Origin of the sequence: Mesorhizobium sp. AR02 (assembly GCF_024746835.1) — a bacterium.
Lineage (GTDB): Bacteria > Pseudomonadota > Alphaproteobacteria > Rhizobiales > Rhizobiaceae > Mesorhizobium.
Genome location: NZ_CP080531.1, coordinates 4,227,514 through 4,242,327 on the forward strand (window position 1 = coordinate 4,227,514; position 14,814 = coordinate 4,242,327).

General features: G+C 64.0%; 16 protein-coding genes. 8 read left to right on the top strand and 8 right to left on the bottom strand.

Going from position 1 to position 14,814, the window contains the following annotated elements; all coding sequences use genetic code 11:
* Positions 1-2: 2 nt before the first annotated feature.
* A complete protein-coding gene (locus DBIPINDM_RS24620; RefSeq protein ID WP_258581648.1) occupies positions 3-641 on the bottom strand; it encodes a 2-dehydro-3-deoxy-phosphogluconate aldolase in 639 nt (212 codons plus the stop codon).
* A gap of 191 nt (positions 642-832) precedes the next feature.
* Between DBIPINDM_RS24620 and DBIPINDM_RS24625 the strand changes: the two genes are divergently transcribed.
* From DBIPINDM_RS24625 to DBIPINDM_RS24635, 3 genes are all read left to right on the top strand, one after another.
* Positions 833-1,762 (top strand): rhodanese-related sulfurtransferase, encoded by a 930-nt coding sequence (locus DBIPINDM_RS24625; RefSeq protein ID WP_258581649.1) that lies wholly within the window; start codon positions 833-835, stop codon positions 1,760-1,762.
* Between the two features lie 118 nt (positions 1,763-1,880).
* Complete coding sequence (locus DBIPINDM_RS24630; protein ID WP_258581650.1) at positions 1,881-2,621, top strand: tellurite resistance TerB family protein; 741 nt, start codon at positions 1,881-1,883, stop codon at positions 2,619-2,621.
* A gap of 281 nt (positions 2,622-2,902) precedes the next feature.
* Positions 2,903-3,658 (top strand): SDR family oxidoreductase, encoded by a 756-nt coding sequence (locus DBIPINDM_RS24635; protein WP_258581651.1) that lies wholly within the window; start codon positions 2,903-2,905, stop codon positions 3,656-3,658.
* A gap of 22 nt (positions 3,659-3,680) precedes the next feature.
* Here the strand turns inward: DBIPINDM_RS24635 and DBIPINDM_RS24640 are convergent, their stop codons facing one another.
* On the bottom strand, positions 3,681-4,055 hold the full coding sequence (locus tag DBIPINDM_RS24640; protein ID WP_258581652.1) for a YciI family protein: 375 nt from the start codon (positions 4,053-4,055) through the stop codon (positions 3,681-3,683).
* Positions 4,056-4,205: 150 nt separating this feature from the next.
* Positions 4,206-5,390 (bottom strand): pyridoxal phosphate-dependent aminotransferase, encoded by a 1,185-nt coding sequence (locus DBIPINDM_RS24645; protein ID WP_258581653.1) that lies wholly within the window; start codon positions 5,388-5,390, stop codon positions 4,206-4,208.
* Between the two features lie 83 nt (positions 5,391-5,473).
* Here DBIPINDM_RS24645 and DBIPINDM_RS24650 point away from each other — a divergent pair, with 83 nt between their 5' ends.
* From DBIPINDM_RS24650 to denD, 4 genes are all read left to right on the top strand, one after another.
* Complete coding sequence (locus tag DBIPINDM_RS24650; protein WP_258581654.1) at positions 5,474-6,160, top strand: GNAT family N-acetyltransferase; 687 nt, start codon at positions 5,474-5,476, stop codon at positions 6,158-6,160.
* Positions 6,161-6,174: 14 nt separating this feature from the next.
* Positions 6,175-7,146 carry a cation diffusion facilitator family transporter gene (locus DBIPINDM_RS24655; protein WP_258581655.1) on the top strand — a complete coding sequence of 324 codons (972 nt, stop codon included), beginning with the start codon at positions 6,175-6,177 and terminating at the stop codon, positions 7,144-7,146.
* A gap of 89 nt (positions 7,147-7,235) precedes the next feature.
* Complete coding sequence (locus tag DBIPINDM_RS24660) at positions 7,236-7,448, top strand: hypothetical protein (protein WP_096449891.1); 213 nt, start codon at positions 7,236-7,238, stop codon at positions 7,446-7,448.
* 12 nt (positions 7,449-7,460) lie between these two features.
* Positions 7,461-8,429 carry a D-erythronate dehydrogenase gene (gene denD / locus DBIPINDM_RS24665; protein WP_258581656.1) on the top strand — a complete coding sequence of 323 codons (969 nt, stop codon included), beginning with the start codon at positions 7,461-7,463 and terminating at the stop codon, positions 8,427-8,429.
* Between the two features lie 24 nt (positions 8,430-8,453).
* On the opposite strand, the gene DBIPINDM_RS24670 is transcribed toward denD, so the two are convergent.
* The 5 genes from DBIPINDM_RS24670 to DBIPINDM_RS24690 form a co-directional block, all read right to left on the bottom strand.
* A complete protein-coding gene (locus tag DBIPINDM_RS24670; protein ID WP_258581657.1) occupies positions 8,454-8,807 on the bottom strand; it encodes a hypothetical protein in 354 nt (117 codons plus the stop codon).
* Positions 8,808-8,922: 115 nt separating this feature from the next.
* Positions 8,923-10,146 (bottom strand): nickel/cobalt transporter, encoded by a 1,224-nt coding sequence (locus DBIPINDM_RS24675; RefSeq protein WP_258581658.1) that lies wholly within the window; start codon positions 10,144-10,146, stop codon positions 8,923-8,925.
* Positions 10,143-10,811, bottom strand: a complete 669-nt coding sequence (locus tag DBIPINDM_RS24680; RefSeq protein WP_258581659.1) for a DUF1007 family protein — start codon at positions 10,809-10,811, stop codon at positions 10,143-10,145. The genes DBIPINDM_RS24675 and DBIPINDM_RS24680 overlap by 4 nt, the downstream gene beginning before the upstream one ends.
* Before the next feature lie 143 nt (positions 10,812-10,954).
* Positions 10,955-11,854 carry a LysR family transcriptional regulator gene (locus DBIPINDM_RS24685; RefSeq protein ID WP_258581660.1) on the bottom strand — a complete coding sequence of 300 codons (900 nt, stop codon included), beginning with the start codon at positions 11,852-11,854 and terminating at the stop codon, positions 10,955-10,957.
* A gap of 3 nt (positions 11,855-11,857) precedes the next feature.
* Positions 11,858-13,054 carry an amidase gene (locus DBIPINDM_RS24690; protein WP_258581661.1) on the bottom strand — a complete coding sequence of 399 codons (1,197 nt, stop codon included), beginning with the start codon at positions 13,052-13,054 and terminating at the stop codon, positions 11,858-11,860.
* A gap of 541 nt (positions 13,055-13,595) precedes the next feature.
* Here DBIPINDM_RS24690 and odc2 point away from each other — a divergent pair.
* Positions 13,596-14,729, top strand: coding sequence for an ornithine/lysine decarboxylase (gene odc2 / locus DBIPINDM_RS24695; RefSeq protein ID WP_258581662.1), 1,134 nt, complete (start codon positions 13,596-13,598; stop codon positions 14,727-14,729).
* The last annotated feature ends 85 nt before the right edge of the window (positions 14,730-14,814 follow it).

Below are 14,814 nucleotides of genomic sequence, written 5' to 3' on the forward strand. Positions count from 1 at the left end.
TGCTATTTCCTGAGCTGGCTGGCAGCGCGTGCGAGCGCTTCGATTTCGTCCCACTTGCCGGCCTTCACCATGTCGTCGGGCGCGACCCAGGAACCGCCGACGCAGACGACGTTGGGCAGGCTGAGGTAGTCGGCGGCGTTCTTGCCGGTGATGCCGCCGGTCGGGCAGAATTTGACATCGGCCAGCGGCGAGGCGAAGGCCTTCAGCGAGGCGATGCCGCCGGACTGCTCAGCCGGGAAGAATTTCAGGAAACGCAGGCCGGCCTCGCGCGCGGCCATGATCTCGCCGGGCGTGATGGCACCGGGCAGCAGCGGAACCTCGCTGTCGGCGGCGGCTGCCAGAAGCTCGCGGGTGATGCCGGGGCTGACGATGAAGCGCGAGCCCGCTGCGGCCGCCTCGTCGAACTGCTTGCTGTCGAGAATGGTGCCGGCGCCGACGATGGCTTCCTCGACTTCGGCCGCCATGCGCCGGATTGCTTCCAGCGCGTCAGTGGTCCGCAGCGTGATCTCGATCGCCGGCAGGCCGCCACGTGCCAGGGCGCGGGCCAGCGGTACGGCGTTGGCGACATCGGTGATCTTCAGCACCGGGATAACCGGCTGGCCGTTGAGGAGCGACAGGAGTTTTTCGGTCTTGCTGGGCATCTGTCTCTCCATACCGATGGGAATTTCAACCGATTAGCAGACGGGTGTTTGCCTGTCCACGAAACCAAGCGTGTCGCGATGTCACGCGTTGCGGGGTTACCATATCAGCCATTACCATCAAACAGGGTGACGGGCTGATGAAACCCGCTTCGCCTTGAATCGGCGGCCATGAGCGGCTAGTTGCTCTGGCAATGACACCGTCCACTCCATCCCAGCCTGTCCGCGTCGCCGCGCTCTACCGGTTTGCCCGGCTCGACGCCTTCGAGACGCTGCGCGCGCCGCTCGCTGCCTTCTGTTGCGGACGCGGCATCAAGGGCACGCTGCTTCTGGCGCATGAAGGCATCAACGGCACCGTCGCGGGCAGCGAAGCAGTGATCGCCGAGCTCATCGAATACATCGAAGCCATCGACGGCCTGGCGGGCCTCGAGGTCAAGTACAGCGCAGCCGCGGAAATGCCGTTCCACCGCATGAAGGTGCGGCTGAAGCGCGAGATCGTAACCATGGGTGTCGAGGACATCGACCCGGCGACGAGCGCCGGCACCTATGTCGTGCCCGCCGATTGGAACGCGCTGATTTCCGAGCCCGACACGATCGTCATCGACACGCGCAATGCCTACGAGGTCTCGATCGGCACCTTCAAGGGTGCGGTCGATCCGGCGACGGCGAGCTTTCGCGAATTCCCGGCCTGGGTGGAAGCGCACCGGGCCGAGCTCGAAGGCCGCAAGGTGGCGATGTTCTGCACCGGCGGCATTCGCTGCGAAAAGGCGACCGCCTATGTCAAGTCGCTCGGCTTCGAGGATGTGTTCCACCTCAAGGGCGGCATCCTTAGATATCTCGAGGAGGTTCCGGCCGAACAGAGCCTGTGGGAAGGCGAGTGCTTCGTCTTCGACGAGCGGGTTTCGGTGTCGCACGGCCTCGCCGAGGGCGATGCGGAACTGTGCCGCGCCTGCCGCCATCCGCTGACGCCGAGCGAGCTGGCGTCGCCGAAATATGCCGCCGGCGTCTCGTGCCCGCATTGCTTCGATGCCCGTACCGACGAGGACCGTCAGCGCTACGCCGAGCGCCAGCGGCAGGTCGAGCTGGCGCAAGCGCGGGGCAAGGGGCCGCATATCGGGTCCTGATCCGGGCATCGGAGCCGCGGCAAAGCGGTGGCCTGTCATTGCAATGTCAGGTTTCGGGACCTACGTCTTCGGCGTTCGAAACCTGCCCGTTCGGCCGGGCATCTGCTGGAGGCAATGAATGTTCGATCCCAAGAAGCTTCTCGACGATCTGCTCGGCTCGCAAATTCCCGGCACCAGCGGCACGGTCCGCGACAAGGCTGGACAAGCGGTGCAGATGGCCAAGGACAACCCGCTGGCCGCCGGTGCGCTTGCGGCGGTGCTGCTTGGAACAGGTGCCGGCCGCGAAGTGACGGGTGCCGCGGTGAAGCTCGGTGGCCTCGCCGCGATCGGCGGTCTCGCCTACAAGGCCTACCAGAACTACAAGGCCGGCAACGCCCCTGAGCAGGCGCCCGCCGCCGGCGAACCGGAACTGCTGCCGCCGCCCAAGGACACGGCTTTCCATCCGTCGCAGGCGCCGCAGGGCGAGGATGAGTTCACGCTGACGCTGGTTCGCGCGATGATCTCGGCGGCCAAGGCCGACGGCCATGTCGATGACGAGGAGCGCAAGAAGATCGCCGGCAAGCTCAGCCTTTCGGGGATCGGTACCGACGCCGAGAAATTCCTGATGGCGGAACTGGAAAGCCCGCTCGATCTCGACACGCTGGTGGCGGGCGCCCACACCGACGCGCAGAAGCTCGAGCTCTATACCGCGTCGCGCCTCACCATCGATCCCGACACGCGCGCCGAGCGCGGCTATCTCGACCTGCTCGCCGGCCGGCTTGGCCTGCCGGATGCGCTGGTGGACCATGTCGAGGCGACGGTTTCGGCGGCCAAAGTGCCGGTTGCCAAGGCAGGTACCTCGCCCAATCCGCGCTGGTAAGCCAAAACGGCACAGGGAGCCTGTTCCCGCGTTAACCTTTCGTTAACTCAGGAAGGGCATGATTCTACACAGTCGGATCGGCTTTTCCTCCTCCCAAGCCCGGTTCAGATCAGGGCGGTCGCCAATGACCGCCCTTTTTGTCGGCCCTTGCTGGCGCGTTCTCCGAAAACCGGATTCCACTTTTCGAGGGCATGCTCTCTCGGCTGCGCTTGCCATCGCAGCCGTCATTTGCGATGCCTTCTGCCGAGCCAAATCCTGAAAATCAGTCGGGGATATCTGCCATGACCGAGCAAAAAACCGCCATCGTCACCGGCGCCGGCACGGGCATCGGCAAGAGCGTCGCCACGGCGCTGCTCAAGGCCGGCTGGAACACGGTGTTCTGCGGCCGCCGCAAATCCGTGCTGGATGCCGCGATCGCCGAGGCTGGCCCGACCGAGGCCCGGGCATTGGCGGTTGCCTGCGACATCAGCAAGGCCGGCGAGGTCGACGATCTGTTCGAGACGGTGGCGGAAGCCTTTGGCCGCGTCGACCTGCTCTTCAACAATGCCGGCATGGGCTACAAGTCGACGCCCATCGACGAGATCCCCGTCGGGGTCTGGAACGACATCGTCGGCGTCAATCTCACCGGTTCGTTCCTGTGTGCCCGCGCTGCCTTCGGCGCCATGCGCAAGCAGCGGCCGATGGGCGGCCGCATCATCAACAACGGCTCGGTATCGGCCTATGCGCCGCGCCCGGGCTCGGTGCCCTATACGGCGACCAAGCATGCCATTACGGGCCTGACCAAGACGCTGGCGCTCGACGGCCGTCCCTATGACATCGCCTGCGGCCAGATCGACATCGGCAATGCGCTGACCGACATGGCGCAGCCGATGACCGTCGGCGTGCCGCAAGCCAATGGCTCGATCGCCGCCGAAGCGGTGATGGATGTCCAGCGCGTTGCAGACGCCGTCGTCCACATGGCCAGCCTGCCGCTCGACGCCAATGTGCTGTTCATGACCGTGATGGCGACCAAGATGCCGTTCGTCGGGCGTGGGTGAGCAGTGGGCTTTCGCCGCCGGCTCATTTGCCAGCCAGCGGCGCGCCGGGCTTGAACAGTAGAATGGGCCTGATCTCGTAGACGGCGGTCGGATTGACGCGGCGAAGGCCGCGGGCGATGGCGATGGCCTCGTCCCGCGTGGCGCAGTCGACGACATAGAAGCCGAGTAACTGTTCCTTGGTCTCGGCGAAAGGACCGTCGATGATCACGCCGTCGCCAGGGCCGCGCAAGGTGAAGGCATTCTGCGTCGCTCCCAGACGCGCGGACGGTCCAAGCGTGCCTTCCTCACGAAGCTGGGTGGTGATCCCGAGCAACTCGGCCATCAGTGCCGCATCTTCCTGCGGCGTCAGTGCCTTGATCGCATCTTCCACGTGATAGGCAAGGATTGCATAGAACATCTAGGGCACCCCGGTTCGATCCCAATCTCCGGATCGTAACCGGTCCCGACATGGAGGCACAGTCTTGCCCGCGAGCCTCCCGACGGATCATGACACCGACATGGCGGCTGGCCGTTAATTATCCGGAAAGGCTCCGGCCTGCTTTGATGTCTATTTGGCCAGGAACGCGCCGATCCTGTCCAGCGCGCGCAAAATGTTTTCCTCGGAGTTGGCGTAGGAAAGCCTGACATAACCTTCGCCGAGAATGCCGAAATCAGGGCCGCCGATCAGCGCCACGCCAGCGTCGTCGAGCAAAGCGGAGGCGAGCTTCTTTGCCTTCCAGCCGGTCTTCGAGACATTGGGGAAGGCGTAGAACGCGCCCTTGGGCGTGATGCAGGAAATGTTGGGCAGAGCGTTCAACCCTTCGACGACGACCTTCCGGCGGCGGTCGAAAGCGCGCATCATGGTGTCGACGTCGTCCTGCGGGCCGTCGATGGCCGCGATGCCGGCGAACTGGCTCGGTGCGTTGACGCAGGACCAGCAATTGACCGCCAGCTTGCGCACCTTGTCGTAGAGATGGGCGCCCTTGTCGCCGTTTGGCCAGATCGACCAGCCCATGCGCCAGCCGGTCATCGCCCAGGTCTTGGACCAGCCATTGAGCACGATCAGCCGGTCGCGGATCTCGGGAAAGCCGAGCAGCGAGCAGTGCGTCTCGCCGTCATAGGTCATGACGTCGTAGATCTCGTCGGAGAGGATTGCGACATCAGGGTGCTTCTCCAGTCCTTTGACCAGCTTTTCGATCTCGGCGCGGGGCGTGACGCCGCCGGTCGGGTTGGCCGGCGAGTTGAGGATCAAGAGCCTGGTCTTCGACGTGATCAGCGCCAGCGTTTCCTCGGCCGAGAAGGCAAAGCCGTTCTCCTCGCGCATCGGCACGGGAATGGGGGCCGCTCCGGTGAACTCGATCATCGAACGGTAGATGGGAAAGCCGGGATCGGGATAGAGGATCTCGGCGCCGGGTTCGCCGAACATCAGGATCGCGGCGAACATGGTCGGCTTGCCGCCGGGCAGGATCATCACCGTTTCGGGCGAGACCTCGACGCCGGTGGTGGCCAGCGTGCGGCGCACCACCGCCTCGCGCGTCGCCAGAAGCCCGTTGGCCGGCGTGTAGCCGTGGTGGCCGTCACGCAGGGCCTTGATCGCCGCCTCGACGATGTGCTGCGGCGTCTTGAAGTCGGGCTGGCCGATGCCGAGATTGACGATGTCGCGGCCCTGTTGGGCCAGCGCCGTCGCCCTCGCCAGCACCGCGAAAGCATTTTCCTCGCCGAGACGGTCGAAGGCCGAAATCGTGTGGAGCATTTTTCCCGTCCGTGTGGTTCTTACTGTGGGGTTGCGTTTTTGTGAGCCTCACCAGGCAAAAGTCAAACGGATTGGAGTTTTGGGTGTCGGAAAATCTCAAAGATTGGCAACCGCGTCCACGGCCGGAGCGAAAGGCGATCGACGGCCGATATGTCCGGCTCGAACCGCTGAGCGCCGCAAAGCACGGCGATGGGCTCTATGAAGCGTCTTCCGTGTCCGATGTCGACGGCCGCTTCGCCTGGCTGCCCGACTATCCGCCGGAAACCCGCGCCGCCTTCCAGCCCTGGCTGGACAAGGTCGAGGCCAGCGAGGATCCGCTGTTCTTTGCCATCATCGACAAGGCGAGCGGCAAGGTCGCCGGACGCCAGACGCTGATGCGCATCGATCCCGCCTATGGCGTGATCGAGATCGGCAACATCTATTGGGGGCCGCTGATCTCGCGCAAACCGGCGGCGACGGAAGCGCAGTTCCTGTTCATGAAATACATTTTCGACGCGCTCGGCTATCGCCGCTACGAATGGAAATGCAACAACCGCAACGAGCCGTCGAAGCGGGCCGCGGAGCGGTTCGGCTTCAAGTTCGAGGGCATTTTCCGCCAGCACCTCATCGTCAAGGGTGAAAACCGCGACACCGCATGGTATTCGATCATCGACAAGGAATGGCCGGGCTTGCGCAAGTCCTATGAGGCTTGGCTCGACCCGGCCAATTTCGACGGCGCCGGCCAGCAGAAGCGACGGCTCGAGGATTTTCGCGCGGAATTTGGCGCCTAGCAGGAGTCTTGTGGATGGCGCATTCCCACGACCATGGCGCGCAAGGTCATGATCACGGCGGCGCCGGCCATGTGCATGGCTCGACCGACAAGAAGCGGGTGCTGATCGCCGCCTGCCTGACGGCGGGCTTCATGGTGGCGGAAGCGCTTGGCGGCCTGTTCACCGGGTCGCTGGCGCTGCTGGCCGATGCCGGTCACATGCTGGCCGACGCCATCGCGCTCGGCCTTGCCTGGTATGCCTTCCATCTTGCGGGGCGGCCGGCGACCGGCGAGCTCACCTACGGTTTCGGCCGGGTCAAGACGCTGGTGGCCTATACCAACGGCATCGCCATCTTCGTCATCGCGCTGTGGATCGTCTACGAGGCCTGGGAGCGCCTGCAAACGCCGGCGCCGGTGCTGGGCGGACCGATGCTGGTGGTGGCGATCCTCGGCCTGCTGGTCAATATCGGCTCCTTCCTGGTGCTGCATGGCGGCGACCGCGAGAGCCTCAACATGCGCGGCGCCATCCTGCATGTGCTTGGCGACCTGCTCGGCTCGGCGGCGGCGATCGTGGCGGCACTGGTCATCCTGGCGACCGGCTGGACGCCGATCGACCCGATCCTGTCGGTTCTGGTCTCGCTGCTGATCCTGTCGACGGCCTGGTCGCTGATGCGTGCCGCGGCCCATGTGCTGCTCGAGGGCGTGCCGCCAAGCCTCGACCGGGACCTGGTAGCCAGGGATATCGAAGCGACGGTCGTGGGCGTGCGCGAAGTGCACCACATGCATATCTGGTCGCTCGATGGGACAAGCAACATGGCGACGCTGCACGCCTGCCTCGAGGAGCGCGTCGATGCCTATCAGGTGGTCAGCGCCGTCAAGAAGCGGCTTGCCAGCGAGCACGGTATCAGCCATGCCACCGTGGAATCGGAATTCGGCCAATGTGCCGATGACGGCGACGATCACGAGCATGAGCACGATGCGATTGCGCATCACGGCCACCATCACTAGGCCCGATTGATGACCATTGATCGGCCCTGCCTCAGGAGTTCTCCAGCTTTGAAACCCAGCCCGATGAACGACCGCCGCTCCGGTGCGGCATGATGGACCGTGATACGCGCAATGCGGCCATCGCGGCGGTCTGGATCATGCTTCTGTTCGGCATTGCCGCCTTCTACCTGCCGACGGTGATGCTGGCACTCGGCAGTTTTTCGACGGTGCTCGCCGGTATCTTCGGCATTGTCTTCGTGCTGGCGTTTTTCCTCGTGTTCTGGCTGCGCGCGCGCAGCCAGCGCAAAAATCAGGGCAAGTAAGGGAATTTTGACATGCGCATTCTGATCACTGGCGCCGCAGGCATGGTCGGCCGCAAGCTCATCGCCCGGCTGGCCAAGGACGGCACGTTGCGCGGCAAAAGGATCACCGCGCTCGATCTGCACGACATCGTGCCGCCGCAGGCGTCGGCCATGGATGGCGTCAGCATCAGCACCCATACTGGCGACCTTGCCGAGGCTGGTGCCGCCGAAAGCCTGGTCGCGTCGCGGCCCGACGTCGTCTTCCATCTCGCGGGCATCGTGTCGGGCGAGGCCGAAGCCAATTTCGATCTCGGCTACCGCGTCAATCTCGATGGTACCCGCGCCCTGTTCGATGCCATCCGCCTGGCGGGTTTTGCGCCACGCGTCGTCTTCACTTCGTCGATCGCAGTGTTCGGTGCGCCATTCCCGGATGTCATTCCTGATGACTTTCATCCGACGCCGCTGACCTCCTACGGCACGCAGAAGCAGATGAGCGAGGCGCTGCTCGCCGACTATTCCAGGCGAGGCTTCTTCGACGGCATCGGCATCCGGCTGCCGACGATCTGCGTGCGCCCCGGCAAGCCGAACAAGGCGGCCTCCGGCTTCTTCTCCGGCATCATCCGCGAGCCCTTGAGCGGGCATGAGGCGATCCTGCCGGTGCCGCGCTCCGTCGTGCACACCCATGCCAGCCCGCGCTCGGCGGTGAATTTCCTGATCCATGCCGCGGAGATCGACGGCGCTGCCGTCGGGCCGCGACGCAATCTGACGATGCCCGGCGTCGCCGTCACCGTCGGCGAGCAGATCGAGGCGCTGGAGCGCATCGCCGGATCGAAGACTGTGAGCCTGATCCGCGAGGTGCCGGACGAGACGATCTGGGCGATCGTCAAGGGCTGGCCGACCAGGTTCGAGGCGAGGCGGTCACGGGAACTCGGCTTCAGCGCCGAGAAGAGTTTTGACGAGATCATCCAAGCCCATATCGAGGATGAACTGGGCGGCAAGTGAGCGGATGCGTTTTCACAACAGAAGCTATTGTTTCGGATGAGAACCCGATTCATCGCCCCATCGGGCAAAGAATTTTGTTTTTATGCCAATGTAAGCCAGGGCGATAAGTAGCCCTGCGCCGACAATCACGCTCTTGGTCAGAACTATCGCGATAAGAGATAAAGCAAAGCCGCTTCCAACAATGAACCCGAAACGAAAGGAATGTTGTTGGCCTTTTCCGGCCCATCCCACTCCAATCGACATCGCAGCCCAGGCCAGGAAAATAAAGGTCGTTATTCCCCATTCCGAATCCCAGAATGGACGAAACGCAATTCCTGCAATGGTAGCGAGGATGCCGATTAAAAGACGTAATAGTAACGTCCTGATGCCCTGATTCATTACGAAATCCCACCTGCTGGTAGGAATCCATGAGAGAGGGCAAGTCGTTAAGATTTCTCTTCACGCCATGCCGTCGAATGGCGCTCAACATTACGCTGAATGAAGATCGGCTGCTTTATCCACCGCTCGCCAGGCTGGCCGAAAGCAGCAGCAGCCCGAACAGGAAGACGAAAGCGGCGCCGCCGATCTCGACGATCGAATGGATGCGGTTGCCCATGCGGCCGTCGCCGGCGAAATACACCGCCCAGTTCTTGGCGGTCACCGCAAGCGTTGCCAGCGCCGAGACGGTGATCGCGGTTCCCAGCGACATCGCCAGCACCGACAGCAGGCCGCCGAGCCAGAGCCCGTTGAGCAGCGCGAAGCTCAGCACGATCAGCGCGCCGGAGCAGGGGCGGATGCCGACGGCGGCCACCGCTGACCAGGCGGTGCGCCAGTCGAAGCGGTCGCCCGACAGCAGCGCCGGATCGGGCGCATGCGAGTGGCCGCAGGTTTCGCAGACCTCGCCCGCCGCGTGATCGTGATGCGCATGATCGTGCGCGCCATGGTCGTGATGGTGGTCATGCGCGGCGGGGTCATGGTGGTCGTGCGAATGGTCATGAACATGGTCGTGATCGTCATGTACCTGCAGCGCGTGCGAATGGGCATGCGCCGAATGGCTGTGGGCCGCATGCGAATGGCCGGCATGGGAATGACCAGCGTGGCCGGCATGGGAGTGGCCACCGTGCGAATGGCCGGCATGAGCCGCCGACAGACTGTAGGCCGGCGCCCTGCCGAACAGGCGCAGGATGGAAGGGCCGAGCTTGCGCCACAGCAGCCAGGCGCCGAACAGGGTGACGAGGGCAAAGCTCATGATCTCCATGAACCAGGCCGCGTCGGTCATCGAGATGGTGGTGCCGCGCAGGACGAAATAGGCGAGCAGCATGACCACGATCGCCGTCAGGCCCTGCAGCAGCGCCGAGACGAAGGACAACAGGACGCCGCGCCGCAGCGCCACTTCATTGGCGACCATGTAGGACGAGATCACCGCCTTGCCGTGACCGGGACCGGCGGCGTGGAAAATGCCATAGGCGAAGGACAGGCCGATGAGCACCCAGAGCTTGCTGTTGTCCTGGCGCATCGCCTTCATGGCCGTCGCCAGCGCGCGATAGAATTCCTGCTGCCGCAGGTTGATCCACATCAGGATGTGGGCGAACGGGCCGGTGGTCGGCGCCATGCCGTCATTGACGCCGATGCCGAGCGAACTCTGGGCGTGCGCGACATCAGCGAAATGCATCGACACAAAGGCGAGGGCCAACAGGCCGAATGCCAAACGCAGGGACGGTTTCGTCACCGGCTTCATCCTTCTGGCTGACAGGTCAGTTCGAGCTTGGTGGCAAAGATCTTGCTCATGTCGGTGCCTGTCGGGTCGTTGAAGAAGGCATCCGTCAAGGTCTTCTGGTTTTCCTTGATGGCTTCATCGGGGTCCGGCCGGATCACCTTGCTGGTGCAATTCGACGGCAGGCCTGCAACGGTGATGTTGGAATCCTCGGTGAAGTCGATCGCCGTGTAGAAAGTCGGGTCGTAGACGCCGATGTCGATGGTGCCGGTCAGCTTGATCGGCGCCTTGGGCTCGGACTCGAACAGGATGATCAGCTGGTCGTTGTCGAAATTGGCCATCAGATGTGGGGGCGGCACCATCGTCACGTCCTTGCCGTTCTGCGTGACGAGCTGGAAATAGTTGAATTCGGCCAGCGAGGCATGAACGGTGTCGGCGACCTCCTTCAGCTCCTTGTCGTCAAGCTTCAGGTCGGAGTTCTTGTCGAACTCCATCATCACCGTACTCGAAAACAGGTCGTCGAAGCGCCAGAGATGACGCAGCGCTTTCACACTTTGGTGATCCGGCGACAGGATCACGTCGAGGCGGGCCTCGGCGAAGACGTGCGGATGCACGTAAGCCGGTCCCGTGGCGGCAAAGGTCGCCGCCAAGGCCGAAGCCAGCATGATTGCGTGCCGTTTGAGGTGCATTCCCGGTCGCGATTCCCTTGGCTTTGGAGAGAAACTGAAGGTTACCAGAAAGGGGGCGAAATTGGGACCGCCAGTGCGTGTCACCCAAAAGTGCGCAGCGGTTTTGGGGTAACGGCACGCACGCAACAAGAGCCCGAGGCAGGTCAAGCGACCTCACGCGTTCTGAACCACTGCACCAGGAAGTCGACAAAAACGCGGACCTTGGCCGGCAGATAACGGCGGTGCGGGTAGACGGCGAAGATGCCGCCGCCGGACAGGATGCGGTCGTCGAGCGCCGTCACCAGCTGGCCGCTCTTGAGATCGGGCGAGGCGATGAAATCCGGCAGGATGCAAAATCCGAGCCCCGATACGGCGGCGGCTCGCGCCGCCATCGGGCTGTTGACCTCGATCGGGCCCGACACGGCGACGCTCAGCTGATCGTTGTTGTCGCCCTTGAACGCCCAGTTGTTCAGACCGCGGCCATTGGTGTCGACGATGCAGGGCATGTGGCCGAGATCCTGCGGCCGCGTCGGCATGCCATGCTTGGCGATCAGTTCAGGCGAGGCGCAGAGTTTTATCGAAAACGGCGCCAGCCGCCTGGCGATCAGCGACGAATTCTCCAGGCGTGAGATGCGCACCGCGAGATCGAAGCCTTCCTCGACCAGGTCGACGAAGCGGTCGTCGAGCTGGATGTCGAGCACGATGTCGGGGTGCTGCTTGGCGAAGTCGATCAGCGACTGGCCGATCGGCGCGTCGGCGAAGGTGCGTGGCGCCGACAGCTTAATCCTGCCGCGCACGTCGCCGGAGGATTCGCGCACGGCGTCCGCCAGGCTGTCGACCTCGCGCACGATCTCCGAGGCGCGCCGGTAGTAGGTGTGGCCCGCCTCGGTCATCGAGAACTGGCGCGTGGTGCGGTTGAGGAGCAGCGCGCCGAGCTCGTCCTCCAGCTCGCGCACATACTTTGACAGCAGCGCCTTGGAGCGGCCGATCTTGCGCGCCGCCGCCGAAAAGCCCTCGGCCTCGACGACGTCGATGAAGGCGCGCATGCGGGTCAGTGTATCCATGGTTCAGGCCCTTTGTGCTGCGTCGAGAAGTTTTCGGCCGAGCCGTATCAGGGCAATGTCGCTACCGGAAGGGCCTAGCAGCGACAGGCCGAACGGAGCGCCGGCGACCGAACCGATGGGCAAGGTGATCTGTGGAAAGCCGGAGAGCCCGGCCAGGCACAGAAGATGCAGCGCCCGCTCGCGATAGGCCTGGAACTGCTCCGGCGTGCTATCGACATAGGGCGCCGGGCCTGGCACCGTCGGCAGGACAAGGAAGCCGTCCTTGCCAAGCAGCGCGCTCAGTTCGCCGCGAAAGGTCAGGCGGCGCACTTTCTCGGACTGCGCCGTGCGGTCATCGACGGCGCGGCCAAAGCCGAAACGCTCCTCGACGCCGGGGCCAAGGTCGCGCTCGCCGCTGGTGATCCAGTCGCCGTGCACGCTCCACGCCTCCCTGGCCTGCAGCCGGCGAAAGCACCAGTAAAGTTCATCGGGGGGCGAGGTGAAGCGCATCGTTGGCGTTACCGGCGCGCCGAAAACCGCGCTCGCCAGCCCCTTCATCCCCGCATATTCGGCAAGGGCGGGGCGAGCGACCATCTCATCCAGCCAGGTGAGCGATATCGGGCGGTCCAGGGAATGCTGGTGCGGGTCGCGGCCAAGCAGCAGCTTGCCGACGGTCTCGTAGGTCTCGATGTCGTCGGCGAACCAGCCGAACGTGTCGAAGCTCGGCGCCAGTTTCATGGTGCCATCGAGTGGAATGCGGCCATGCGTGGTGCGCAGCCCGATCAGTCCGCAAAAACTCGCCGGCGCGCGGATAGAGCCGCCAGTGTCGGAGCCGGTAGCGATGTCGGCCAGCCTGCCCGCCACCGCCGACGCCGACCCCGACGAGGAGCCGCCGGTGACACGGTCGGGGGCTGCCGGGTTCACCGGAAACGGAAAATGCGCGTTCTGGCCGAACAGCGCGAAGGCCAGTTCGTCGGTCTGCGTCTTGCCGACGAAGCGCGCGCCGGCATCGAGAATCGTCCGCACGGCTGGTGCCGTGCGCGAGGCGGCATGGCTGTCTGTGAATTTCCTGGGATTGCCGCAGCCGGTGCGGTAGCCGGCAACGTCGTAGATGTCCTTGACGGCCAGCCGCAGGCCGGCGAGCGGGCCGAGCTCGGCATGGGCCACCGGCATCTGGCGAAGATCGAGAAAGGCGTTGTAAGGGCCGTGCGTGCCTGGCATCGTTCGATATCCGGATACGGTTGCCCCAACATTGTTCGATGCCAGAAATTTTACAACCTTGGATACGATTTTTATTGATTGTGACGGCAACCAGCCATATATCGCGCTTGCCCAAAGTCGCACGTGCCTGTGGGTGTCCGCCGATCCTCGAATGGTGAGGGAAATCGGTAAGGTAACTGGAGCCAACCCCTCCAGTCGGTCTAGCGGCCAACCGCCAGCCCGAGGACACCTTGAAGCAACGACGGTGCGGGCCTTTCTGGTTCTCTGCCGGTTGTCCAAAGACCGGGGTTACTGAAGAGGCACACCTTCATTGCCGGCAGTGCGGAACGGGGTTCTCCCAATCCAAGCCAAGGCAGACAAAGCGGACCGAAGCCGGGCAAGGCTGAGGTTCATCGCCGCGAGACGGCGTTTCATGGTTCCGGGGTCTCCACCGGCTGGTTCCATGGATTTCCGTCCCGCCTTTGTCCACCGCGTGTTCGCGAGGCCGATAGCCCGCGACCGCACCCTTGTGCGCGCCGAAAGGCGTGTTTGGAGATACCCGATGGCTACCCAGCGCATCCTCGACTTCCTCGCCACCCGACGTCCGTCCGGCCCTTGCCTCGTCGTCGACCTCGACGTCGTGCGCGACAATTTCCGCGCCTTCGAGAAGGCGCTGCCCGATTCCAAGATCTACTATGCGGTGAAAGCAAACCCGGCGCCGGAAATCCTGCGCCTCCTTGCTGCGATGGGCTCGTCCTTCGACACCGCTTCCGTTGCCGAAGTCGAGATGGCGATGGACGCGGGTGCGCCCGCGGACCGCATCTCCTTCGGCAACACCATCAAGAAGGAGCGTGACATCGCACGCGCCTACCAGCTCGGCATCCGGCTGTTCGCCGTCGATTGCGTCGAGGAGGTCGAAAAGATCGCCCGCGTCGCTCCCGGCGCCCGCGTGTTCTGCCGTGTGCTGACCGATGGCGAAGGCGCCGAATGGCCGCTGTCGCGCAAGTTCGGCTGCGTGCCTGCCATGGCTGTCGACGTGCTGCGTCATGCCAAGGGCCTCGGCCTCGACGCCTACGGCGTGTCGTTCCATGTCGGCTCGCAGCAGACCGACCTGACCGCCTGGGACCGTGCGCTGGCCGACGCCAAGAAGGTGTTCGCGACGCTCGCCGAGGAAGGCATTGTCTTGAAGATGGTCAATATGGGTGGCGGTTTCCCGACGCGCTATTTGCGTGATGTGCCGGCGGCGCAGGCCTATGGCCAGGCGATCTTCTCGGCGCTGCGCAAGCATTTCGGCAATGCCATTCCGGAAACCATCATCGAGCCGGGCCGTGGCATGGTCGGCAATGCCGGCGTCATCAAGTCGGAAGTCGTGCTGATCTCGAAGAAGGCCGACAACGACAATGTGCGCTGGGTGTTCCTCGACATCGGCAAGTTCGGCGGTCTGGCCGAGACGATGGACGAGGCGATCCGCTATCCCCTCGTCACCCGCCATGACGGCACCGAGACCGCGCCTTGCGTGCTTGCCGGCCCGACCTGCGATTCGGCTGATGTGATGTACGAGAAGACGCCGTATCCGCTGCCTCTCTCGCTGACGATCGGCGACGAGGTGCTGATCGAAGGCACCGGCGCCTACACGACCACCTACTCGGCGGTCGCGTTCAACGGCTTCGAGCCTCTCCGATCCTACGTGATCTGACGGTTCGAAAGAAACCGGTCAGATCATCCCAGGTGGGCGCTTGTCGCCCGCCCGGGCTCGCTTGTGGAACAGATCTCCGCTTGCC